This window comes from Sporosarcina luteola (genome assembly GCF_007991495.1).
Lineage (GTDB): Bacteria > Bacillota > Bacilli > Bacillales_A > Planococcaceae > Sporosarcina > Sporosarcina luteola.
The window spans coordinates 1-20,851 of sequence record NZ_BJYL01000034.1; the positions used below are offsets into that span (position 1 = coordinate 1).

27 protein-coding genes are annotated in these 20,851 nt (G+C 42.7%); 26 read left to right on the forward strand and 1 reads right to left on the reverse strand.

Annotation, left to right across the window (positions count from 1 at the left end; all coding sequences use genetic code 11):
• From SLU01_RS12560 to SLU01_RS18260, 3 genes are all read left to right on the forward strand, one after another.
• A partial coding sequence (locus tag SLU01_RS12560; protein ID WP_170232704.1) for a sigma factor-like helix-turn-helix DNA-binding protein occupies positions 1–149 on the forward strand: 149 nt, incomplete at its 5' end.
• Positions 142–492: a sigma factor regulator N-terminal domain-containing protein gene (locus SLU01_RS18255; RefSeq protein ID WP_246110981.1), complete on the forward strand. Its 351-nt coding sequence runs from the start codon at positions 142–144 to the stop codon at positions 490–492. The genes SLU01_RS12560 and SLU01_RS18255, both read left to right, overlap by 8 nt.
• A gap of 141 nt (positions 493–633) precedes the next feature.
• Positions 634–1,083 carry an anti sigma factor C-terminal domain-containing protein gene (locus SLU01_RS18260; protein ID WP_246110982.1) on the forward strand — a complete coding sequence of 150 codons (450 nt, stop codon included), beginning with the start codon at positions 634–636 and terminating at the stop codon, positions 1,081–1,083.
• 132 nt (positions 1,084–1,215) lie between these two features.
• On the opposite strand, the gene SLU01_RS12570 is transcribed toward SLU01_RS18260, so the two are convergent.
• Entirely contained in the window at positions 1,216–2,199 is a 984-nt protein-coding gene (locus SLU01_RS12570) for a DUF1385 domain-containing protein (protein WP_147058852.1), read from the reverse strand.
• 176 nt (positions 2,200–2,375) lie between these two features.
• Between SLU01_RS12570 and SLU01_RS12575 the strand changes: the two genes are divergently transcribed.
• The 23 genes from SLU01_RS12575 to SLU01_RS12680 all read left to right on the forward strand — a co-directional run bounded on the left by SLU01_RS12575 (position 2,376) and on the right by SLU01_RS12680 (position 20,783).
• Positions 2,376–2,792, forward strand: a complete 417-nt coding sequence (locus SLU01_RS12575; RefSeq protein WP_147058854.1) for a hypothetical protein — start codon at positions 2,376–2,378, stop codon at positions 2,790–2,792.
• Positions 2,793–2,866: 74 nt separating this feature from the next.
• Positions 2,867–3,313 carry a type II 3-dehydroquinate dehydratase gene (gene aroQ / locus SLU01_RS12580; RefSeq protein WP_147058856.1) on the forward strand — a complete coding sequence of 149 codons (447 nt, stop codon included), beginning with the start codon at positions 2,867–2,869 and terminating at the stop codon, positions 3,311–3,313.
• Entirely contained in the window at positions 3,310–4,368 is a 1,059-nt protein-coding gene (locus SLU01_RS12585) for a M24 family metallopeptidase (RefSeq protein WP_147058858.1), read from the forward strand. Before aroQ ends, SLU01_RS12585 begins: the two co-directional genes overlap by 4 nt.
• 22 nt (positions 4,369–4,390) lie before the next feature.
• Positions 4,391–4,948, forward strand: coding sequence for an elongation factor P (gene efp, locus SLU01_RS12590; RefSeq protein ID WP_147058860.1), 558 nt, complete (start codon positions 4,391–4,393; stop codon positions 4,946–4,948).
• A gap of 452 nt (positions 4,949–5,400) precedes the next feature.
• Complete coding sequence (locus tag SLU01_RS12595) at positions 5,401–5,610, forward strand: SpoIIIAC/SpoIIIAD family protein (RefSeq protein ID WP_060209461.1); 210 nt, start codon at positions 5,401–5,403, stop codon at positions 5,608–5,610.
• Complete coding sequence (locus tag SLU01_RS12600) at positions 5,589–5,987, forward strand: SpoIIIAC/SpoIIIAD family protein (protein WP_147058862.1); 399 nt, start codon at positions 5,589–5,591, stop codon at positions 5,985–5,987. Before SLU01_RS12595 ends, SLU01_RS12600 begins: the two co-directional genes overlap by 22 nt.
• Before the next feature lie 15 nt (positions 5,988–6,002).
• Complete coding sequence (locus SLU01_RS12605) at positions 6,003–6,902, forward strand: stage III sporulation protein AE (RefSeq protein ID WP_147058864.1); 900 nt, start codon at positions 6,003–6,005, stop codon at positions 6,900–6,902.
• A gap of 8 nt (positions 6,903–6,910) precedes the next feature.
• The gene (locus SLU01_RS18035; protein WP_170232705.1) at positions 6,911–7,078 is read left to right on the forward strand and encodes a hypothetical protein; all 168 of its coding nucleotides are present in this window, start codon (positions 6,911–6,913) and stop codon (positions 7,076–7,078) included.
• A gap of 66 nt (positions 7,079–7,144) precedes the next feature.
• Positions 7,145–7,570, forward strand: a complete 426-nt coding sequence (locus SLU01_RS12610; RefSeq protein ID WP_147058866.1) for a SpoIIIAG-related protein — start codon at positions 7,145–7,147, stop codon at positions 7,568–7,570.
• Entirely contained in the window at positions 7,557–8,099 is a 543-nt protein-coding gene (locus SLU01_RS12615) for a SpoIIIAH-like family protein (RefSeq protein ID WP_147058868.1), read from the forward strand. The genes SLU01_RS12610 and SLU01_RS12615 overlap by 14 nt, the downstream gene beginning before the upstream one ends.
• Positions 8,100–8,249: 150 nt before the next feature.
• Complete coding sequence (accB, locus tag SLU01_RS12620; protein ID WP_147058870.1) at positions 8,250–8,768, forward strand: acetyl-CoA carboxylase biotin carboxyl carrier protein; 519 nt, start codon at positions 8,250–8,252, stop codon at positions 8,766–8,768.
• Between the two features lie 10 nt (positions 8,769–8,778).
• On the forward strand, positions 8,779–10,128 hold the full coding sequence (gene accC / locus SLU01_RS12625; RefSeq protein ID WP_147058973.1) for an acetyl-CoA carboxylase biotin carboxylase subunit: 1,350 nt from the start codon (positions 8,779–8,781) through the stop codon (positions 10,126–10,128).
• A 126-nt stretch (positions 10,129–10,254) separates the two neighbouring features.
• Positions 10,255–10,656 carry an Asp23/Gls24 family envelope stress response protein gene (locus SLU01_RS12630; RefSeq protein WP_147058872.1) on the forward strand — a complete coding sequence of 134 codons (402 nt, stop codon included), beginning with the start codon at positions 10,255–10,257 and terminating at the stop codon, positions 10,654–10,656.
• Between the two features lie 111 nt (positions 10,657–10,767).
• On the forward strand, positions 10,768–11,154 hold the full coding sequence (gene nusB, locus SLU01_RS12635; RefSeq protein WP_147058874.1) for a transcription antitermination factor NusB: 387 nt from the start codon (positions 10,768–10,770) through the stop codon (positions 11,152–11,154).
• A 22-nt stretch (positions 11,155–11,176) separates the two neighbouring features.
• The gene (folD, locus tag SLU01_RS12640) at positions 11,177–12,040 is read left to right on the forward strand and encodes a bifunctional methylenetetrahydrofolate dehydrogenase/methenyltetrahydrofolate cyclohydrolase FolD (RefSeq protein ID WP_147058876.1); all 864 of its coding nucleotides are present in this window, start codon (positions 11,177–11,179) and stop codon (positions 12,038–12,040) included.
• 76 nt (positions 12,041–12,116) lie between these two features.
• Complete coding sequence (xseA, locus tag SLU01_RS12645; RefSeq protein WP_147058878.1) at positions 12,117–13,472, forward strand: exodeoxyribonuclease VII large subunit; 1,356 nt, start codon at positions 12,117–12,119, stop codon at positions 13,470–13,472.
• Positions 13,473–13,715, forward strand: a complete 243-nt coding sequence (gene xseB / locus SLU01_RS12650; protein WP_147058880.1) for an exodeoxyribonuclease VII small subunit — start codon at positions 13,473–13,475, stop codon at positions 13,713–13,715.
• Positions 13,708–14,592 (forward strand): polyprenyl synthetase family protein, encoded by an 885-nt coding sequence (locus tag SLU01_RS12655; protein ID WP_147058882.1) that lies wholly within the window; start codon positions 13,708–13,710, stop codon positions 14,590–14,592. Before xseB ends, SLU01_RS12655 begins: the two co-directional genes overlap by 8 nt.
• A 130-nt stretch (positions 14,593–14,722) precedes the next feature.
• Positions 14,723–16,630: a 1-deoxy-D-xylulose-5-phosphate synthase gene (gene dxs / locus SLU01_RS12660; RefSeq protein WP_147058975.1), complete on the forward strand. Its 1,908-nt coding sequence runs from the start codon at positions 14,723–14,725 to the stop codon at positions 16,628–16,630.
• Complete coding sequence (locus tag SLU01_RS12665) at positions 16,627–17,448, forward strand: TlyA family RNA methyltransferase (RefSeq protein WP_147058884.1); 822 nt, start codon at positions 16,627–16,629, stop codon at positions 17,446–17,448. Before dxs ends, SLU01_RS12665 begins: the two co-directional genes overlap by 4 nt.
• Before the next feature lie 40 nt (positions 17,449–17,488).
• Positions 17,489–17,938, forward strand: coding sequence for a transcriptional regulator AhrC/ArgR (ahrC, locus tag SLU01_RS12670; RefSeq protein ID WP_147058886.1), 450 nt, complete (start codon positions 17,489–17,491; stop codon positions 17,936–17,938).
• Between the two features lie 31 nt (positions 17,939–17,969).
• Positions 17,970–19,667 (forward strand): DNA repair protein RecN, encoded by a 1,698-nt coding sequence (gene recN / locus SLU01_RS12675; protein ID WP_147058888.1) that lies wholly within the window; start codon positions 17,970–17,972, stop codon positions 19,665–19,667.
• A 147-nt stretch (positions 19,668–19,814) separates the two neighbouring features.
• Positions 19,815–20,783 (forward strand): SpoIVB peptidase S55 domain-containing protein, encoded by a 969-nt coding sequence (locus SLU01_RS12680; RefSeq protein ID WP_147058890.1) that lies wholly within the window; start codon positions 19,815–19,817, stop codon positions 20,781–20,783.
• Positions 20,784–20,851: the final 68 nt, after the last annotated feature.

Sequence of the window (20,851 nt, forward strand, 5' to 3'; positions counted from 1 at the left end):
TCAGACAGTTGCTTTTATTAAAATATGAGCTTGAACTTAGTTATAAAGAAATTGCCTTGCTATTAGGAATGAAAATGGAAACTGTCAGAACTTATTTATTTCGTGCAAGAAAAGAATTTCAAGAAACATGGAGGAGTTTACATGGATGAATTAAAAGATGATCTTTTTGACGAGCATAATATAAAGAAGGCGATAAAAAAGGGAAAGAGAAAAACGATCATAACGGTTGTTTTAGTTTCCGTCATTGTATTTGTCGTTCTCAATGCAGTTAATTTCGCGGCTTATTCCTACTATAGCCAAAAAGCATATAAGCAATGGGATGCTTATGTCCGACTGAGTACTCCGAATGGGTATATTAGCGAAACTGTAGATACAAGAGGAATTTTAGGTGGAGAAACTCAATTTAAGGTCTCGAAAAATATGAAAACCAAATCGCTTGTACTTGAACAGAAACAATACAAGTTTGGTCTGCTTCCGTCACTTTCCTATTAAAGAATCTCTGGCAACAGCATTGGGGTAACCGGAGAAGATTGGCAGGTTACGTATAAAGAGAATGGTTGGAGAGACTTACTGTTTTTCCATCCAACTGTATCGTATAAAAAACACAAACATGACGAAGATCTGATAAACCAGATGCAGGGAGATCAAATTTATGAAGTGGCGCTATCCTTTGATAAACCGTATAAACAGAGTGATTTGCCCTTATACGAACTGCCCGCAATGACTTGGTTTTGGATAAATACCTATAGTTATCGCCAAATGAAAACATTTCAGGAAGAAGCAGAAAAAAACGTTTGGTCATCGACTTTTATAAGGGAGAATGAGGCATTAGGCTTTTCAGTAAATTCCCCAATTTATTCAACAATAAAGTTCGATAGTGAGTACGAAGATTTTCTAAACCTTTTACAATCAAGTTATTATGATGAACATCAAAACGCTTTTGAGATTATGAAAGATATCAAAGCAGACGACGTGGAAATACTAGGAATCGTCGTTTATGGGACAAAAGAAGAGGTGATAGAAATTATCCAAAACCCTATCATTCAGTCAGTCTCATTAGGTGGTGTTATAAATAATTATTAAGTTATTAGTTGGCAAAAGAACATTATCGTGAACAGCAAACCCTATTGGCATTGCAGACTAAGTAATCGGTAGTCACACGCGTAAAAAGACCGCTCATCCATCGTCGGATCAGCGGTCTTCTATTTTTTGAAATTAATTAACAGGTACTGTAGTCTCTTCCATTTTCGAATCTGTCGACTTCAATATCTCAACATTTTCAATACCTTGCTCTTCAATTTCAAGCAATTTATTGAAAGACGCTATCGCCACTTCAACCTGCTTATCCTCAGGTTCTTTCGTCGTCAACAGCTGTAGCCACAGTCCTGGATATCCTAGGTATTTCAAAACAGGAATATTCCGCAAGCTGTTCGTAAACTGCAAGACTTCGAAAGATACGCCAATCACAACAGGGATCAATAAAATCCGGTTGACGATCCTTAGCCAGAAAGGATCTGTCGGAACTAAGAAATAGATGAACATGCCGACAATCACTGTAAATAACAAGAAGCTGCTTCCGCAACGATAATGCAAGCGGGACTGCGCTTGGACATTCTCAACGGTAAGCGGCAGATTATTCTCATACGCATTGATCACCTTATGTTCCGCGCCATGATATTTAAACACCCGTTTTATGAGCGGGGTCATCGATATAAGCGAGATATAAATTAACAGCAACGCCAACTTGAAGAAACTTTCAAGAAGGATTTGAGCCGTTTTACCAGGAGCTATGAAGTCCAGCATTTGTGCTAAAAACACAGGAACCAATGTAAATGCGAACTTACCAAATAAGAATGATAGAACACCGACTGCTGCCACGCCGATCACCATGGCTAGCTTTGAAGTCTCCTCGCCGTTTTCTTCCACCTCTTCACCGGGCATAACATCATATCGTTCATTCGCAAAAGTCAGATGCCTGGATCCAATTCCTGCTGATTCAATCAAAGCTACAATCCCCCGAATAAAAGGGATTTTTTTCAGTTTGGTGGACATTGGTTTATGCTCTTTCGGAACGTAAAAGTAGTCCAGGGAATCATCTTTCCGCCTTATGGCTGTCACCGTATGATCCCTGCTACCGAACATTACACCCTCGATGAGTGCCTGACCACCGTACGCAGGTGGTTGTTGTTTTTTAGACATGGTTTTCCAACACCTTCTTTTTTCGAATGAAAATCATATAGCGAATAATACATCAATAGTTAACAGTATAACAAATATCCTATCTTACTATTGTACAAAAAAAAGATGCTCTTCTCCACCATTAAGGTTTAAAAAAAGGGGCGTTTCCCGACACTTTGAAAGAGGAGGGAAAAAACATGTTCAATAAAACAATGATATGGACGACAATCGTGGCTTCTTTGTTTACATTGGCTTCATTAAAAGTTCTGCATTTTTTCAATTTCATAAAATGGTCCCCAGTTGGATGGGGGAAAAAATGGCTTTTTCTCGGTTCTTCACATGAAGGGTGGAAGTGGATCGTACTGCTGATCGTACTATTGCTTGCATTCGGGATATTTTATGCAGCAGCACGGATGGCTGTTAATGTTCCTCCATCGGTTACAGCCATCTCCATAAGCATCATCGCTACATTGGCCATAGAGTGGACAATTTTATCTCCAGGGACTTTATGGGGCGGGCTTAAATCGATTTCCATACCTTTCTTTTCGACGATTGCCATTGTCAGCAGATTCGTGACCGGAACAGCAGTTTTCATGAAGAAAAATTTCGATTGACTGTATAAATAGGTTGCTACAATGGACCGATATGATAAAATGGGAAAGAAAATGGTGAGGGGAATGGTGTAGCGGTGAAATTGCTAGTTCTGAATGGACCGAATCTGAATAGGCTTGGCAAAAGGGAACCTGAAGTCTATGGTGCGGAGACATTGGCAGATGTAGAAAACCATCTTCAAAAAATTGCCTCCGAGCATCTAGTGGATATTTCTTTTTATCAATCAAATACAGAAGGTGCTTTGATCGATAAAATCCATGAGTGCGAAGACAATGGATTCGATGGCATTATTTTCAACCCTGGAGCTTATACACATACAAGCATTGCAATTCGGGACGCGATTGCTTCGATAAATGTTCCTGTTATCGAAATCCATATTTCGAATGTACATAGCCGGGAACCGTTCAGACATACTTCATTAATTGCTCCAGTGTGCATCGGTCAATTAACCGGATTCGGCACTGGCGGTTATGAACTAGCACTCCAAGCTTTCCTTCTCCGGAGAAAAGGGGTTAGGTTATGAAACTGTCAAAACTACGCGAAGCATTGAAGGAAAGCGGTTTAGATGCACTATTGGTGACAAACCCATATAACAGACGTTATATAACAGGATTCACTGGAAGCGCAGGTGTAGCCGTCATTTCTACAAATGACGCTGTATTCATCACGGATTTCCGATACACGGAGCAAGCTGCGAAACAAGTGCAAGGCTTCCGCATCGTCAAGCATGAAAAGACGATCATTGAAGAGGTTGCTGCACAAGTGCAAGCCATGAACATTCGTCAACTAGGCTTTGAAAAAGACGATGTAACATTTGGAATGTATGAATTGTATAATGAAAAAGTGGATGCGGAGATGAAAGCGGTATCCGGGATCATTGAGAAGCTTCGGATGGTGAAATCAGCTGACGAAATCGAAATCCTTAAGCAAGCTGCAAAAATCGCGGATGATGCTTTTGCCCATATTTGCACGTTCATTAAACCTGGTGTAACAGAGCTTGAAGTTTCAAATGAACTTGAAATGTTCATGCGAAAACAAGGCGCCACTTCTTCATCTTTTGATACAATTGTCGCTTCCGGAGAACGGGGGGCTTTGCCGCATGGAGTTGCAACTGATAAAGTCATCCAATCAGGGGAGCTCGTAACGCTTGACTATGGTGCGCTTTACAACGGATACATTTCTGACATCACTCGGACTGTGGCGGTAGGGGAACCATCCGAAAAGATGAAAGAAATATACGAAGTGACTCGTGTTGCACAACAACTGGCTTTGGAACAGATCAAACCGGGTATGACTGGAATAGAGGCTGATGCAATTGCCCGAGACTACATCAAGTCTAAAGGATACGGTGAAGCTTTCGGACATTCGACGGGACACGGAATCGGACTTGAAGTCCATGAAGCACCGGGATTATCATTCCGATCTGAAACAGTCCTTAGTCCAAATATGGCTGTTACTGTTGAGCCCGGCATTTACTTACCGGGAATCGGTGGCGTCCGCATTGAAGATGACATCATCATAACCGAAGAAGGAAATGTCCGTTTGACACACTCACCTAAAGAATTGATCATCCTATAACGAACATAATGGAGGAAACAGCATGATTTCAGTAAACGAATTTAAAACAGGGCTTACAATCGAAGTGGATGGAGACATTTGGCGTGTCATCGATTTCCAACACGTCAAACCAGGAAAAGGTGCCGCTTTCGTTCGCTCAAAACTTCGTAACTTGCGTTCAGGGAATGTGAATGAAAAAACATTCCGTGCCGGTGAAAAAGTTGAAAAGGCGCAAATCGACAATCGTCGTATGCAATACTTATATGCCAATGGCGATGACCATGTATTCATGGACAATGAATCATATGAGCAAATCGAATTGCCTTCAGCACAAATTGAAGAAGAATTGAACTATTTGAGAGAAAATATGGAAGTGCATATTATCTCATACAAAGATGAAATCCTTGGAGTAGAACTCCCTGCAACTGTGACGTTGGAAGTAACTGCTACAGAACCGGGCATCAAAGGAGATACAGCAAGCGGCGGGTCGAAGCCGGCGACAATGGAAACAGGCCTTGTCGTTCAAGTACCATTCTTCGTTAACATTGGTGATAAATTGATCATCAACACAGAAGAAGGCGAATACGTTTCAAGAGCTTAATAATTTACGACGAACACTTCGTTTCCTTTAAAGGGAACGGAGTGTTTTTTCAATTATGCTTTTGTTGATTGGAGCGGAAACGGGAACCATATACGTCAACTTAAGAGATTCTTTCTATAAACAACAGATGGACCACGTCGATTTCCGCTCCATGCGGACGCTTTCCGGGGGGCGGGCGGAGAGCCAATCGAACATCTTTGCACTTCGCCGCCTTCCGCTACAATCCACTAATTACTCCCTTTAAGCCATGCCCGCGGAAAGCGAGCGCCGGAACGGAAAGCAACACCCTGTTGACAACACTATTTCCATTTGATTATTCAAAGCAGAAAAAAACAGGAAAACACTTGACTACAGGTAAGAAAGCGTCCGCCAGAAGCGGAAATCAATTTCTTGTAGTACATCATATTTCTCAATGCCACTTCATAAGGTGTTACATGAAGGGGGAACCCGAATTGGAATTGAATGATTTACTGCGCATAGCCGGTATTGGGTTGGTCATTGGGTTTCTGCATGTATTCTTCGAGCAGACCGGTAAGAAGGAGTTTTCTTTTTTCTTGTTTTTTGTCGCTTATATTTACATTGCCGCCGAAATGCTCCGCTTCCTTAGGATTTTCTTTTCGGAAATTGCTGAGTTCTTTCAATGGCTCTCTTTGGCATTCTAATGGTCACACTTTTCCAACTGATTGTTATTTATCTCCTTCTGCTCATCGTTTCATTCGTCTCATCAAGTTTAAGACCAATCATTTACGCAGCCATTTTCTTCTTCTTCCTATCGTATGTCGGTATGACGATCATTCTGCCTTTCGGAAAAACCTTCATGCAACTATTTGCTCCATTACCAGATCCTTACGCAAAGTTGTTGATCGGAAGCGTCTTCTTGTTTTATTTTTCCGAAGTGATCGTGAAACATGTTTCTGAAGCAGGATACGAATCGATTGCTACAATTGCCCATTTAGCAGTTAAAATTGCAATCCTGTCATTATGGCTGCCCCAGATATCCGCACTCATCGACACCTTATCTAAATTTATTATTAAATGATCGGATGAAGAATCCATGATACCTATGATTGAATCAATAATCGGAACAGTATTATCCAGTTTTATCGTCGTTATTATTTCTACATTTATGGTATTGGTGCTCGATTTCCTCTTTCCTTCGTATAGCAGATGGACGAGGATGTTCTTGTTTTTCATTGTGCTCACCGTCGTCCTTCTGCCGGCCTTTGAGCATCTGCAAATAATACGGTCCATCACGCAGACAATCGCAACGATGTTCATCTCGATTTATCCATTATTGACCGCGAGCATACTTGCATCCGGGGGCTCTTTCAGCATGTTGAATTTCCAACCGGCAATGCTTTTATTTGCGAACGGTGCTGTTATTTTAGCGGATAAAATCCTAATCCCTTTATTGTCTGCAGCGATGCTGTTTGACATAGTTTCAAGATTTCATCCAGCCGTTCCGTTTACGAAAATGGCGGACTTGCTGCGAACAACTCTACTTGGACTTGTCTCTGCATTAGTCGCTGCCTATTCCATCTTCATTACAGCAGGAGGGACAATTTCATGGGCATTGAACGGTGTGACAAGTGAACCGATTAAGGAATTGATTCGCCAAAACGTGCCGCTTATCGGGTCATTCATGACGGACAGCCTAGGGGCCATCGGACGCTATTCATCAGGGGCAAGTGTGTTTATCGGTGCGTGGCTCATTGTCACAATCTGGTCAGTCGCATTGTTGCCTACAATGAAGACGTTATTGACAGGTTTCCTCTACCGCTGGACAGCGGCGATCATTGAACCGTTTGCGAACGAAGAAATTACCGGCTTGCTGGACGATATTGGTAAGACTTTATTTGTCCTTTGCGCAGTGTCCTTTCTTGTAGCGTTCGCATTCATTTATACGGCCTTATTTACAGTCATCCTTGTCAAATTGATCACGGTTGCGAAATGAGGGGTCGTTTGCTGGAATTTATGACTGGTGTTCTATTCATAACCATCCTATCTTCTGTCTTATCTTTACTACTACCTGAGGATATGGAAATGGAATTCCTGCCTATTATTAAAATTGCAATGGGAATTTGGATCATTCATTCCATCACTGCATTTTTTGGTCATAGCCTCTTCTGAACAAGCATACTATGCAACATGGATGACACGAACCCTATCCGCTCGAAGGGATGAAATGGTGATCATATGCAAAAACAAAAACGAAAAACCCATATGCTATTGATCGGTACGCTATTTGCGATCTTCATCGTTTTCATCAATTCGACTATTGGTTCGATGGGAGGGGAGAAAGAGAAAGGGGAGGAGAGCCGGGAGGTTACTGCACTCGAACAAACATTGATGAAAATAGAAGGAATTGGGGAAGTGTCCATCTACCTCCATTACGATCTAAGGGAGGAGTCAAGCCCATTAGCGGATTATTTTTCGACGTCCGGCTCTAAAAGTGGTAAGGAAAATCCGTTACAAGGAATCTTAGTTGTTGCGGAAGGTGCGGACAATCCTAAAATGAAAAACGAACTGACACGGATCATATCCACAGTTCTCCAATTGCCCGAACACCGTATTGTAGTCGAAGAAATGAACAAAAGGGGGATTCATGTTGAAAGCGAATAAGCGAACAGTCTGGTTTTTAACTCTACTAAGTCTCGTAGCGGTAATCTCAATCTTCTATTTAAAAAGGGAAGCACCAATGATGTCTTTGGATGGAATGGCGATTTTCGGAGACAATGATGCAGTTACAGTTTCGAGTCCGGTAGAAGGCGAAGCGGATACAAAACCAGTATATGCGGACTCCATGCAGCTCGAAGAATTGCGGATGCAAGTTCAAAATGAAAGAAGCGACTTAAAAGAACAATTACGTATAAAATTATCATCTGCAGACATGACGGCGGAGGAAAAGAGCGCTGCGTACGATGAAATGGACGAACTCATTAAACGTGATTCAGCTGAAGCGATGATGGAGATTCAAATAAGAAATCTTGGTTATCCAGACGCATTCGTACGTAAGGACAGCGGCAAGGTGACGGTTACTGTAGTATCTCAAGATGGTGGACATTCAACGAAAATGGCTGCAGAAATTACGCAATATGTCATGACAAGCTGGGAAGATGCACGCACCGTCCAAGTCGACTTTATGGAATAAACTAGCTTTTACAAGGCCCTGAACCGGGTCTTTTTCTTATTGATGTCGCTTTTTCGAAGGTAAATCCACTATATCTATTTCAATATGCAACGAAAACGTCTAAAATAAGGAGTTAGGAACATAAATACTACTGAGTCAGGAGAATTGTAAATGTTGAAAATTCAAGAAATCCGTGAAATCATTAAATTAATCGATCAATCCTCTATTGAAAAATTCACATTCGAGTCAGAAGGCACTAAAATTAAATTAGAAAAAAGAGGCAACGCTTCCTCTGCTCCCGTACTAACTGAACAGGTCCAAATAGTTCCCGTTCAGCAGGCTGCACCCGCAACTCAAGAAGTAAAACAAGAAGAACCTAAACAAGAAATTACAGAACAAGCGAGTGCAAAGGTGGAAGCGGATGCACCGACTGCTTTAGATGATTCTTCATTGCATAAAATTACATCACCGATGGTTGGGACATTTTATCAGTCCTCTTCTCCGGATGCACCGGCTTACGTCAAAAAAGGCGATTCCGTACAACCGGATAAAATCGTTTGCATTGTTGAGGCAATGAAACTATTCAACGAAATCGAAGCGGAAGTTTCAGGAGAAATCGTGGAGATCCTCGTGGAAGATGGTCAATTGGTCGAATATGGACAACCTCTCTTCCTCGTCAAACAGAATTGAGGGGGAACGAATTATGAAAAAAGTATTGATAGCGAACCGCGGAGAAATTGCAGTCAGAATTATACGCGCTTGCAAAGAGATGGATATCAAAACGGTTGCCGTCTTTTCGGAAGCCGATCGCGAAGCGCTTCATGTAGAACTAGCGGACGAGGCATATTGCATCGGACCTAGACTTTCGAAAGACAGCTACTTGAACTTTTCCAATATTATCAGCATTGCCAAGCTAACCGGGTGTGATGGAATTCACCCCGGCTACGGTTTCCTTGCTGAAAACGCTAGTTTTGCTGAACTCTGTGAAGAAGTAAACATAGAATTCATCGGCCCTACAGCTGATGCGATCTCAAGAATGGGAACAAAAGACGTTGCAAGGGAAACGATGAAACAAGCAGGCGTCCCAATTGTCCCTGGATCTGATGGAATCGTAGAAGATGAAGTGGAAGGCTTGAAAGTGGCAAAACAAATCGGTTTTCCGGTCATCATTAAAGCGACTGCGGGTGGAGGTGGAAAAGGCATACGCGTAGCTCGAGATGAAGAGGAGCTTACGAAAGGCATTAAAATCACCCAAAAAGAAGCTGCAGCTGCATTCGGCAATCCTGGTGTCTATCTTGAGAAGTACATTGAAGTGTTCAGACACGTTGAAGTACAAGTATTAGCCGATAAGTTTGGGAATACAATCCATCTGGGTGAGCGTGACTGTTCCATCCAACGAAGGATGCAAAAACTAGTAGAGGAAGCACCATCTCCCGCCCTCACACCTGAAATCCGGAAGCAGATGGGAGATGCCGCTGTCAAAGCTGCACAAGCCGTCGATTATCGTGGAGCGGGAACTGTGGAATTCATCTTCGATCATATTAATCAAAAGTTCTACTTCATGGAAATGAATACACGTATTCAAGTAGAGCACCCCGTCACAGAAATGATTACGGGAATCGATTTAATCAAACAACAATTAAAAGTTGCTGCTGGTGAAGAATTGGCCTATCGCCAAGAAGATATTAAGATTAACGGTTGGGCGATCGAATGCAGGATCAATGCGGAAAACCCATCTAGAAACTTTATGCCTTCACCAGGCGAAGTGACGATGTATATGCCTCCGGGAGGATTTGGAGTAAGGGTCGATTCAGCCGTGTACACAGGCTATACAATACCTCCTTTCTATGATTCCATGGTTGCAAAGCTCATCGTTCATGCGGATACACGAGAAGAAGCAGTCGCGAGAATGAAACGTGCGCTGGACGAATTCATCGTCGAAGGCGTTGACACGACAGTTCCTTTCCATCTGAACTTAATGGATCATGAAGTATTCAAATCCGGCGACTTCGATACGAAATTCCTTGAGAAATATTCAGTGATGGAGTAAGTTAAAACTTATATAGAGTGTAATAACTTTTTGCACATTATTTCAGTTGCTTGTAGCGGAAAGCGTCCGCCTGGAACGGAAAGAAGCTGTTTTTGTTCACTTATATATCAAGGGAGGAGAAGTGGAATGGCGGAAAAGACAAATCCTTCATTTGTTGGAATGAGCTCAAAAGGAGACGCAGTATTAGGGCGCGTCCAATTAGCTCCCGAAGTCCTTGAAGTCATCATCGGCATTGCGACAAACGAAGTAGAAGGCGTCGCAACGACAAAAGGGAACTTTGCAACCGGGGTTGCAGAGAAATTCGGCAAAGTATTTCATGGAAAAGGTGTAAAAACGGACTGGCTTGACGATAAACTCATCATCGACGTCTATTGCGTCGTACAATACGGCTATTCAATACCTGCCGTTGCTACTGATATCCAAAAACAAATCCGTCAAACAGTCTTCAATATGACATCACTAGAAACAAAAGAAGTGAATGTCCATATAACCGGTATCGATTTCGAAACGCCGGCTGAAACAGAATAACCCGAAAAGCATCGTCCACAGGATGGTGCTTTTCAAATTGTTCTGCTATATTTTCATCAACTGAATATGCTATGATATAGCCCGAGAGACAGTAGTGGAGGAGAAAAATGTATGAAGCGAAAAGAAGCTAGAGAAAAAGCGGTCCAAACCCTTTTTCAACTGGATAACACAGAAATGACGATAGAGGATGCGATTCCCTATATTACGGACACGGACAGACCTATCGATCCTTTCTATGAATCCCTTGTCAAAGGAACAACCGAACATCGTGATGAAATAGACGCAACACTCGCAGAGAAACTCGAAAATTGGTCGCTGGACAGGTTGCCGAAAATAGAAAGAACAGTTCTTAGACTCGCAGTTTACGAACTGCTTCATCACGAAGATGTCCCCCATAGAGTCGTGCTGAATGAAGCTATCGAGCTATGCAAGCAATTCGGAGATGAAAAATCCGGCCGTTTTGTAAATGGAGTTCTATCTAAATTCGAGGAAAAATAAAAGGGGTAAGGTGGGAAATGAGATGACTGCTAAATTGATTGACGGTGTTGCGATTGGAAAACAACTCAGAGAGGAAATCAAGCAAGGCGTGAGCAAACTGAATGCTTCAGGGTGTAAACCAGGCCTTGCGGTCATTCTTGTCGGAGAAAATCCAGCATCACAGACGTATGTGAAGAATAAGGAAAAGTCAAGTGTGGAAGTAGGCATGAAATCTGAACTGATTAAACTGCCTGCTACTGTAACAGAAACGGAATTATTAGCTTATGTAGACAAGTTGAATAAAGACGAATCCATCCATGGCATTTTAGTACAACTCCCTTTACCGAAACATATCAATGAAGATCTAGTTATCCAAGCGATCGATCCAAACAAGGACGTGGACGGTTTCCATCCGCAAAGCGTCGGTAAAATGATGATTGGACAGCAAACATTCCTACCTTGCACTCCCCATGGAATTATGGAAATGCTTCAACGTACGGGCGTTGAAATTTCTGGAAAGCATGCAGTCATCATTGGAAGAAGCAATATTGTAGGCAAACCGATGGGCCAATTACTGTTGCAAAAAGATGCCACTGTGACATATTGCCATTCAAGAACGAAAGATCTCGTATCCTTTACGAAACAAGCGGACATTCTGATTGTTGCGATTGGACGTGCAAAATTCGTTACAGCTGAACATATTAAAGAAGGGGCAGTTGTCATCGACGTTGGCATGAACAGAGATGAAAACGGCAAATTATGCGGCGACGTGGACTTCGACGAAGCGAAAGAAATTGCTTCTGCGATTACACCGGTTCCAGGCGGCGTCGGCCCGATGACAATTACAATGCTGTTGAAAAATACCCTCCAAAGCGCTCAAATCGCTAAAGCGGAAGGCAAATGCTAAATTAAATTGATGACCAGGCGCTGTTTTTCCAGGGAAAGACAGCGTTTCTATCGTCGGTAACATGGGGGTGGACAAGATGAGTGAAAATCCGTACCTATCAGTGCATTCATTAACTAAATACATAAAACGCAAATTCGAGGCCGATCCTTACTTACGGAATGTATTCGTAAAAGGCGAGCTGTCCAACGTAAAAATTCATCCTAGCGGGCATATTTATTTTACGTTGAAGGATGATAAGAGCAGGATACAATCCGCCATGTTCCGTTCTGCTGCAGGGCTTTTGAAATTCAAACCTGAAGAGGGAATGAAGGTTCTGATCACCGGAGACGTGAACGTATATGAATCGAGCGGACAATATCAGCTATATGTCCAATCAATGCAACCCGACGGAGTCGGTGCCCTTTATCTTGCATTTGAACAATTGAAGAAAGAGCTTGCGAAAGAAGGCCTTTTTGATGCGCGTTGGAAACAACAGCTGCCATTGCTTCCAAGAAAGATCGGAGTCATAACTGCGCAGTCAGGTGCCGCCATCCGGGACATCTGTTCAACGATCCAGCGTCGGTATCCGTTAGCTGAAATTTGTCTGTTTCCCGCCATCGTGCAAGGACCGCAAGCTGTTCCTTCCATCGTCAATGCGCTTAGTTTGGCAGAATCCTACAGCTCAATCGATGTATTGATCATCGGAAGAGGTGGGGGTTCAATTGAGGACTTATGGGCTTTTAATGAGGAGGAAGTGGCAAGAGCGATTTTTTCCTGCCGCATACCGATTATCAGTGCTGTCGGACATGAAACAGACACTACAATAGCTGATTTTGTTGCAGATTTGAGAGCACCGACACCAACAGCGGCTGCCGAACTGGCAGTGCCTTCACGGGAAGAATTGTTCGAAAGGATATTGGAACGAAAACGTTCTATTTACGTTTCATTCTCCAATCAAATCAAACACGAACGAAAACGATTGACAAACTATCAACAATCCTATCCGATGCAATTTCCGGAAAGGTTATATCGTCCATTCACTGAAAAATTGACCGGTATTGAAGAGCGGCTTTTGCGAAGTAGAAATGAGCTGACGGCAAATAGAAAAGCCGAACATGATCGGTTGCAAAGGATGTTGTCGTTTTACTCTCCTCTACAGCGGATAAAAGAGGAAGGGCGAAAAACCGACATGGCGGTGGAAAGAATGACTCGGGCGATGCATAATGATTTGCGGAAACAATTTGATCAATTCAACTCCGCAATCAGAATGCTTAAAGCGCTGAATCCACTCGATGTGATGGAGAGGGGTTTTTCCATTATATATAAAGAAGGCAATGTCGCCAATTCGGTGAAACAGCTTGAAGTTGGTGAAACGGTGCAGGTCAGACTGCAAGATGGAACGATAGAGACGAAAATAAAGGCCATTACGATGAATGACGAGGGGGACAATTAAATGGGCAATGAAACACTCCGATTTGAAGAAGCGATGTCCAAATTGGAAACGATCGTCCAGAAACTGGAGTCGGGCGAAGTTCCGTTAGAAGACGCAATTACGCTCTATAAGCAAGGAATGGAGCTTTCTGCATATTGTCATGGAAAGCTGCAAGATGCAGAAAAACAGTTAATTTCAATTATTGATAACGAAGGGGAGCCAACACCATTTAATCCGGCTACAGGTCAAGATACCAATGGATAAACAGTTGCAGTTGTTCATATCAGATAAAACACCACAAATAGATGACGAAATGAATCGATTGATCGCTTCGGAAAAATCTCCAGCGAATTTAAAGGATTCCATGCTTTACTCGGTCAAAGCTGGAGGAAAGCGGATACGCCCACTTCTAGTTCTTGCCGTTCTTGAAGATTTCGATAAAGTGTCTGGGGATGATTTGAAGGTTGCGTGCGCTTCAGAACTTATCCATACATACTCCCTTATCCATGACGATTTGCCGTGCATGGACGACGATGATTTCAGAAGAGGTAAACCGACCAATCATAAAGTATACGGAGAAGCGACAGCCGTTCTGGCAGGAGATGCATTACAAACACGGGCATTCGGCATTTTGGCTTCCTTGCAACATACAAGTTCTGAGAAAATGGTCAAATTGATTACGTTATTGGCAAATGCTTCAGGAGCCAATGGAATGGTCGGTGGACAGATCCTAGACATGGAAGGGGAAACAGCATTATTATCGCTTCCCGAACTAGAAGAGGTTCATATGCAGAAGACGGGAGCATTATTATCATTTTGTATTGAAGCAGGCGCCATCCTTGCCGATGCAAGTGAATCTCAACTCATGCAACTTCGTGAATATGCTAGAAATATCGGGCTGGCTTTTCAGATAAAAGATGATATCCTTGATGTCACTTCAACAACTGAACAGCTTGGAAAGACCGCAAATAGCGACGCCGCTAGCGATAAATCGACATACCCTTCACTTCTCGGACTTGAAGGCGCGCAGCAACAACTTGAAAAATACCATAAAAACGCAATTGAAAGCTTGTCGTTTTTAGGCAAAGAGAATGCAATGTTAAAACTTTTTGCTGATTACATCGTCCATAGAAATGCATAATGTTTTATTATACTGTAAAAACGGTCAACCGGATCATGGTCCAATAGTTTCTATTGAAGAGCCTTCTTGATATAATGAAAACAATATAGATGCAAACGTGGCAATCAACTTATGAAGGTGTGTGATAGTAGTGGATCTCACTCAAATTACAAATCCATCGTTTATAAAAAAACTTGATAAAGAACAAATGATGGAATTGGCAACTGAAATCCGGAAATTTCTCATTGAAAACCTGTCGACGACAGGAGGACATATTGGTCCGAATTTAGGCGTAGTCGAATTGACAATCGCTTTGCATAAATTGCTGGACAGCCCCCAAGATAAGATCATCTGGGACGTTGGTCATCAAGCATACGTGCATAAAATCTTAACAGGCCGTGCGGGTCAATTTGATACATTGCGCCAATTCAAAGGGCTATGCGGCTTTCCAAAGATGTCCGAAAGCGCGCATGACGTGTGGGAGACGGGCCATAGTTCAACATCGCTTTCTGCGGCTATGGGCATGGCGGCTGCAAGGGACATGCAGGGTGGCTCTAACTATGTTGTTCCGGTCATCGGAGACGGTGCATTGACCGGCGGTATGGCGTTAGAAGCTTTGAACCATATCGGTCATCTTAAAACGAATATGATTGTCGTCTTAAACGACAACGAAATGTCCATTGCCCCTAACGTGGGTGCTCTTCATGCTGTACTCGGAAAATTGAGGACAGCCGGGAAGTATAATAGCGCCAAAGATGAATTGGAGTATATCTTAAAAAGAATTCCAGCGGTAGGCGGAAAGGTTGCAGCTGCAGCCGAACGGGTAAAAGACAGCTTGAAATATCTGCTCGTTTCCGGAGTGTTTTTTGAAGAGCTTGGCTTTACTTATTTAGGTCCGATTGACGGGCATGATTTTAATGATCTTGAACGAAATATTCAATACGCCAAAAAGATGGAAGGACCTGTGCTTCTTCATGTCATTACGAAGAAGGGCAAGGGATACAGGCCTGCTGAGGACGATAAAATCGGAACTTGGCATGGAACGGGTCCTTATAAGATCGAAACTGGGGACTTTGTGAAGTCTACGACAACAGCTCCGTCTTGGAGTGGGTTAGTTGCGGAAACCGTACGGAAAATAGCCAGAGAAGACAAAAGGGTTGCAGCTATAACACCGGCAATGCCTGTAGGTTCTAAACTGGAATCATTTGCGGCCGAATTTCCGGAACGCTTTTTTGATGTCGGTATCGCCGAACAACATGCTGCGACAATGGCTGCTGGTTTAGCAACACAAGGGATGAAGCCGTTTTTGGCCATCTATTCAACATTTTTACAGCGCGCATACGACCAAGTGCTTCATGATATAACTAGACAGAATTTGAATGTATTCATTGGAATCGATCGCGCAGGACTCGTTGGAGCGGATGGAGAGACACATCAAGGTGTATTTGATATTGCATTTTTACGTCATATGCCTAATTTGGTCATCATGATGCCGAAGGATGAAAATGAAGGCCAGCATATGGTGAAAACTGCTATCAGTTATGATGGAGGGCCAATCGCTATGCGGTACCCTAGAGGAAATGGCCTTGGAGTCGTTATGGATGAAAATTTGAAAACAATCCCGATTGGTACATGGGAAGTGCTAAAAGAAGGCGAAGATGGAACAATTTTGACTTTCGGCACTACAATTCCAATGGCTTTGGAAGCGGCAGAAATACTGTCCAAAAGAGGAATTCATATAAAAGTGGTAAACGCGAGATTCATTAAACCGCTCGATACGAACATGTTAGACGAGCTTTTCAGAAATCGCATGCCGATTGTCACGATTGAGGAAGCTGTATTGGCCGGAGGATTTGGCAGCGCGGTTATTGAATATGCGCACGACCAATCTGTTTCCGATATTTCGATTAATCGTATCGGTATTCCCGACAAATTCATTGAGCACGGCAGTGTGGATAAATTGCTTGATGAAATTGATCTTACTGTCGAAAATGTCGTGAAGACGATGGAAGAGGCTGTGGGTCAGCAATCGACTCCTGCCGAAAGGGAAATTGTATGACGAACGGTCAACAGAAAGAACGGGTCGATATCCTGCTTGTACAAAGAGGTCTTGTGGAAACACGGGAACAAGCAAAGCGCTCCATTATGGCAGGCATTGTATTTTCTGCTGAAACGAGATTGGACAAGCCAGGTGAAAAAATTAAGATCGATGCTCCTCTTGTAGTGAAAGGATCTTCATTGAAATACGTTAGCCGTGGCGGCTTGAAACTTGAAAAGGCATTAGAAGTTTTTGAACTGGACGTCGACGGGAAAATCGTCTTGGATATTGGCTCATCGACGGGTGGTTTTACTGATTGTGCATTGCAAAACGGCGCACAGCATTGCTATGCCTTGGATGTAGGAACGAATCAGCTCGCCTGGAAAATCAGAAGCGATGAACGGGTAACGGTCATGGAAAAAACTAATTTCAGACATGCGACACCCGAGCTATTTAAAGATGGTCTTCCACAAGTAGCGACAATAGATGTTTCGTTCATTTCTTTGAAGTTAATCCTTCCTCCGCTTAAGCAAATCCTTATGGAAGGCGGAGATGTTGTAGCCCTCGTCAAGCCTCAATTTGAAGCTGGTAAAGATAATGTCGGAAAAAAAGGTATCGTCAGGGAGCGATCCGTCCATTTAGAAGTTTTGCAAAAAATTGCAGACGCTTCTATGCATGATGGATTTTCCCTAAAGGGGATATCTTTTTCCCCCGTGACTGGAGGAGAAGGGAATATTGAATTCCTCTTCCATTTAAAATCGGAACTCAATCCGACTGCTCCATTTGGTGAAGCAGACTTTCAAAAATTGATTGATGAGGCATATAGAACATTAGGATAGGCTGGTTTGACTGTAATTACTAAGTATTGGAGTGAGTGTATTGAATAAGGGACAACGGCATTTGCGAATCCGGGAGATAATTACAAATGGTGAAGTGGAAACGCAAGATCAACTTGTCGATAAATTGAAGAGTGCTGGTGTTGAAGTGACACAAGCGACTGTCTCCCGCGATATTAAGGAATTACACCTTATTAAAGTTCCGTTGCCTGACGGCCGGTACAAATATAGTTTGCCGGCAGTTCATAAATTCAATACGGAAGATAAGCTTCGGCGGATGTTGACAGATGCGTTTGTCGGAGTGGATAGTGCCAGCCATTTCATCATATTGAAGACGTTGCCGGGAAATGCGCATGCGGTCGGTTCCCTTATTGATAATCTCGGTTGGGATGAAATGCTTGGAACGATATGTGGAGACGATACGTGCATGATCATTTGCAGGGATGAGTCGCTCACATTAGAAGTGAAATCCCGACTATTGGCTTTAATTTAAGCTGAACAGTCGATGAGGAGGTACAACTTGCGTGTTAAGTGAAATTTCCATTCATAATTTTGCCATTATCGAGCATCTCGAAGTATCTTTTGAAGATGGACTAACCGTTTTGACAGGTGAAACAGGTGCTGGTAAATCCATTATTATCGATGCAGTTCAGCTTCTTGCCGGTGGAAGAGGATCACAGGAGTTCATACGCCATGGAGCAAAGAAGGCGGAGCTAGAAGGGATGTTTACAATTGAAGACGAGCAGCATCCCGTCTTCCAAAAGCTTTCCGAATTCGGGATAGAATACGAGGATGGAAGTATCATTCTGCGAAGAGATCTTAATTCGAATGGCAAAACGACGTGTCGGGTAAATGGCAAACTTGTAACGATTGCAAGTTTACGTGAAATTGGCTCGCAATTAATAGATATACATGGTCAGCATGATAATCAGGAACTGATGCATGAACGAGGACATATACACCTGCTCGATCAATTTGCAGGACAACGGCTGGCAACTGCCCATGATAATTATTTAGAGGTATATAATCAATTCATCAAACTAAAGCGGAAACTTGAAACAGCAAATGAAAATGAGCAGCAAATCGCACAGCGGATAGATCTTTATTCTTTCCAGCTGAATGAAATTGATGCAGCAGAGCTTGTCATAGGCGAAGAGGAAGAGCTTGAAGAAGAAAAAATGAAACTTCAACACTTCAATCGACTTTTCGAAAGATTGAACACTGCGTATGAATCGATCAGTGGTGACCAACATGCATTGGACTGGGTCGGCTCTGCGATGAGTGATTTGGAAGATGCAGCATCAATCGATAAAGAACTGGCCGAGCATGCCGAAGCTGTTTCAACGAGCTTTTACACCTTGCAAGACACTGCACATGAAATGAAGAACATTATCGACCGTATGGAGTTCGATCCGATGCGATTATCAGCAGTTGAAGATCGGCTTGCGCTACTCACATCGCTGAAACGAAAATATGGCGCGTCGATAGAGGATATCCTCATTTATCGTGAGAAAATTGCGGATGGTCTTGATCAATTAGTAAATCGAGATGAACGGATTGCCCAAGAACAAGAAAAGTTCAATCAAATCATGAAAGACTTGGAAGTCGAAGCGAATGAGTTATCCATTATTCGACAAGAGGCGGCAACTCGATTGGAAGAAGCGATTATGCAACAATTAAAAGAGCTGCATATGGAAAAGTCCAAATTTAACGTCTCCATTACAAGAAAAGCTGCAAACACTTATGATGGCAACGGTTTTGATGAAGTTTCCTTCCTCATTTCCACGAATGTCGGAGAGCCGTTAAAACCACTCGTGAAAATTGCATCCGGCGGTGAACTGTCCAGGATCATGCTTGCGTTAAAAACGATTTTTTCAAAACATCAAGGCATCACTTCAATCATATTTGACGAAGTGGACACAGGCGTCAGCGGCCGTGTGGCACAATCGATTGCGGATAAGATTGCAATGGTTGCTACCCATTCCCAAGTTCTTTGCATTTCACATCTTCCGCAAGTCGCGGCAATGGCCGATCATCATTTGCTCATTAAAAAAGGAGTGAAAGATGATCGAACAATGACGGCTGTTTCAGAAATCTTTGATTTGGAAAGAACGAAAGAATTATCCAGAATGCTTTCCGGCGCAGAAATAACGTCCCTGACATTGCAACATGCGGAAGAACTTCTAACAATGGCGGACGAACGCAAATCATCTTTCCGTTAATCGAAAGAATAAAATTTGCAAAAACAACAGAAAAAAATCAAGGTTATTGCGCATACTTCATGTATGCGTTTTTTACATGATTTAACCTTTCATAAGTTCCGTCGTAACGGACATACCAATAGTATCTTAAAGCCGAGGAGGTGAACCATGGGATGGAGTAGACGACTGAAGTTGTCCGTTTCGTTTGCCACGCTTTTGTTTTTCCTGCCGTTCCATGCGGAAGCATATGCAAAGTCGCAAGACCGGGTTATTCCGATGGGACACTCGATTGGGATTCAAATGGATTTGTCAGGAGTTTTCGTCACGAATGATGTGCTGATTCTTGGAAACCAATGGCTAAAAGCTGGTGATTCCATTGACCAAATCCAAGGAACAGATGTCATTAGCTTGAAGGACTTCCAAAAAATCATGTCCAAAACTAAAAAGAACCAAATCCCCATGAATATCAATCGAAACGGCACAGCGATTGAAATGCTTGTGGACGGAGATGCGATGAAACGTCTCCTTCCATTCCTGAAAGATCGAACAGAAGGAACTGGCACTTTAACGTATGTCGATCCACAAAGAGGGACGTATGGCGCCCTCGGCCATCAAATTGTTGACAGCTCCTTAAAATCACCACCATCTTTTCGTAACGGTGCGATTTACCTTTCAGAAATCGAGCAAATAAAGAAAAGTTCACCCGGAACACCGGGTTATAAGATTTCCTCCATCATCGACGATGAGGACTATCTTGGCACAATTCAGAGGAATGGTGTTTATGGCATTTTTGGAACTTGGAACGATGCCTATAAGAAAGTGTTAGCCGAACCGCTTGAAATTATGCAGCCCGCAGATTTACAAACAGGGGCAGCGGAAATTTTTACAACTGTAAAAGGGACGGAAGTCGAAACATTCTCCATCCGAATTACGCAGATTGATGAAGAACAATTCCATTTCGTATTAACTGATCAAAAATTACTTGAAACGACAGGTGGCATATTGCAGGGGATGAGCGGGAGTCCTGTCATTCAGGATGGTAAGTTTGTTGGCGCGGTAACCCATATGTTTGTCGATGAACCCAAAAAAGGCGCAGGTTTGTTTTTAATGACAATGCGTGACGGTGAAAAAAGATAAATGAAAAAGGCCGATCCAGATGTAATGGATCGGCTTTTTTCATGAAATTCGTCGAATTGTAGCGAAAC

Excerpts from the sequence above, each read along its gene's own strand:
- SLU01_RS12585 (WP_147058858.1), top strand. The coding sequence starts at position 3,310 with ATGAAACTGTCAAAACTACGCGAAGCATTGAAGGAAAGCGGTTTAGAT.
- SLU01_RS12655 (WP_147058882.1), top strand. The coding sequence starts at position 13,708 with ATGGATAAACAGTTGCAGTTGTTCATATCAGATAAAACACCACAAATA.
- nusB (WP_147058874.1), top strand. The coding sequence starts at position 10,768 with ATGAAGCGAAAAGAAGCTAGAGAAAAAGCGGTCCAAACCCTTTTTCAA.
- SLU01_RS18255 (WP_246110981.1), top strand. The coding sequence starts at position 142 with ATGGATGAATTAAAAGATGATCTTTTTGACGAGCATAATATAAAGAAG.
- SLU01_RS12605 (WP_147058864.1), top strand. The coding sequence starts at position 6,003 with ATGATACCTATGATTGAATCAATAATCGGAACAGTATTATCCAGTTTT.
- xseA (WP_147058878.1), top strand. The coding sequence starts at position 12,117 with ATGAGTGAAAATCCGTACCTATCAGTGCATTCATTAACTAAATACATA.
- folD (WP_147058876.1), top strand. The coding sequence starts at position 11,177 with ATGACTGCTAAATTGATTGACGGTGTTGCGATTGGAAAACAACTCAGA.
- efp (WP_147058860.1), top strand. The coding sequence starts at position 4,391 with ATGATTTCAGTAAACGAATTTAAAACAGGGCTTACAATCGAAGTGGAT.
- SLU01_RS12575 (WP_147058854.1), top strand. The coding sequence starts at position 2,376 with ATGTTCAATAAAACAATGATATGGACGACAATCGTGGCTTCTTTGTTT.
- SLU01_RS12600 (WP_147058862.1), top strand. The coding sequence starts at position 5,589 with ATGGCTCTCTTTGGCATTCTAATGGTCACACTTTTCCAACTGATTGTT.
- SLU01_RS12610 (WP_147058866.1), top strand. The coding sequence starts at position 7,145 with ATGCAAAAACAAAAACGAAAAACCCATATGCTATTGATCGGTACGCTA.
- SLU01_RS12570 (WP_147058852.1), bottom strand. The coding sequence starts at position 2,199 with ATGTCTAAAAAACAACAACCACCTGCGTACGGTGGTCAGGCACTCATC.
- accB (WP_147058870.1), top strand. The coding sequence starts at position 8,250 with ATGTTGAAAATTCAAGAAATCCGTGAAATCATTAAATTAATCGATCAA.
- SLU01_RS12630 (WP_147058872.1), top strand. The coding sequence starts at position 10,255 with ATGGCGGAAAAGACAAATCCTTCATTTGTTGGAATGAGCTCAAAAGGA.
- xseB (WP_147058880.1), top strand. The coding sequence starts at position 13,473 with ATGGGCAATGAAACACTCCGATTTGAAGAAGCGATGTCCAAATTGGAA.
- SLU01_RS12680 (WP_147058890.1), top strand. The coding sequence starts at position 19,815 with ATGGGATGGAGTAGACGACTGAAGTTGTCCGTTTCGTTTGCCACGCTT.
- SLU01_RS12665 (WP_147058884.1), top strand. The coding sequence starts at position 16,627 with ATGACGAACGGTCAACAGAAAGAACGGGTCGATATCCTGCTTGTACAA.
- SLU01_RS18260 (WP_246110982.1), top strand. The coding sequence starts at position 634 with ATGCAGGGAGATCAAATTTATGAAGTGGCGCTATCCTTTGATAAACCG.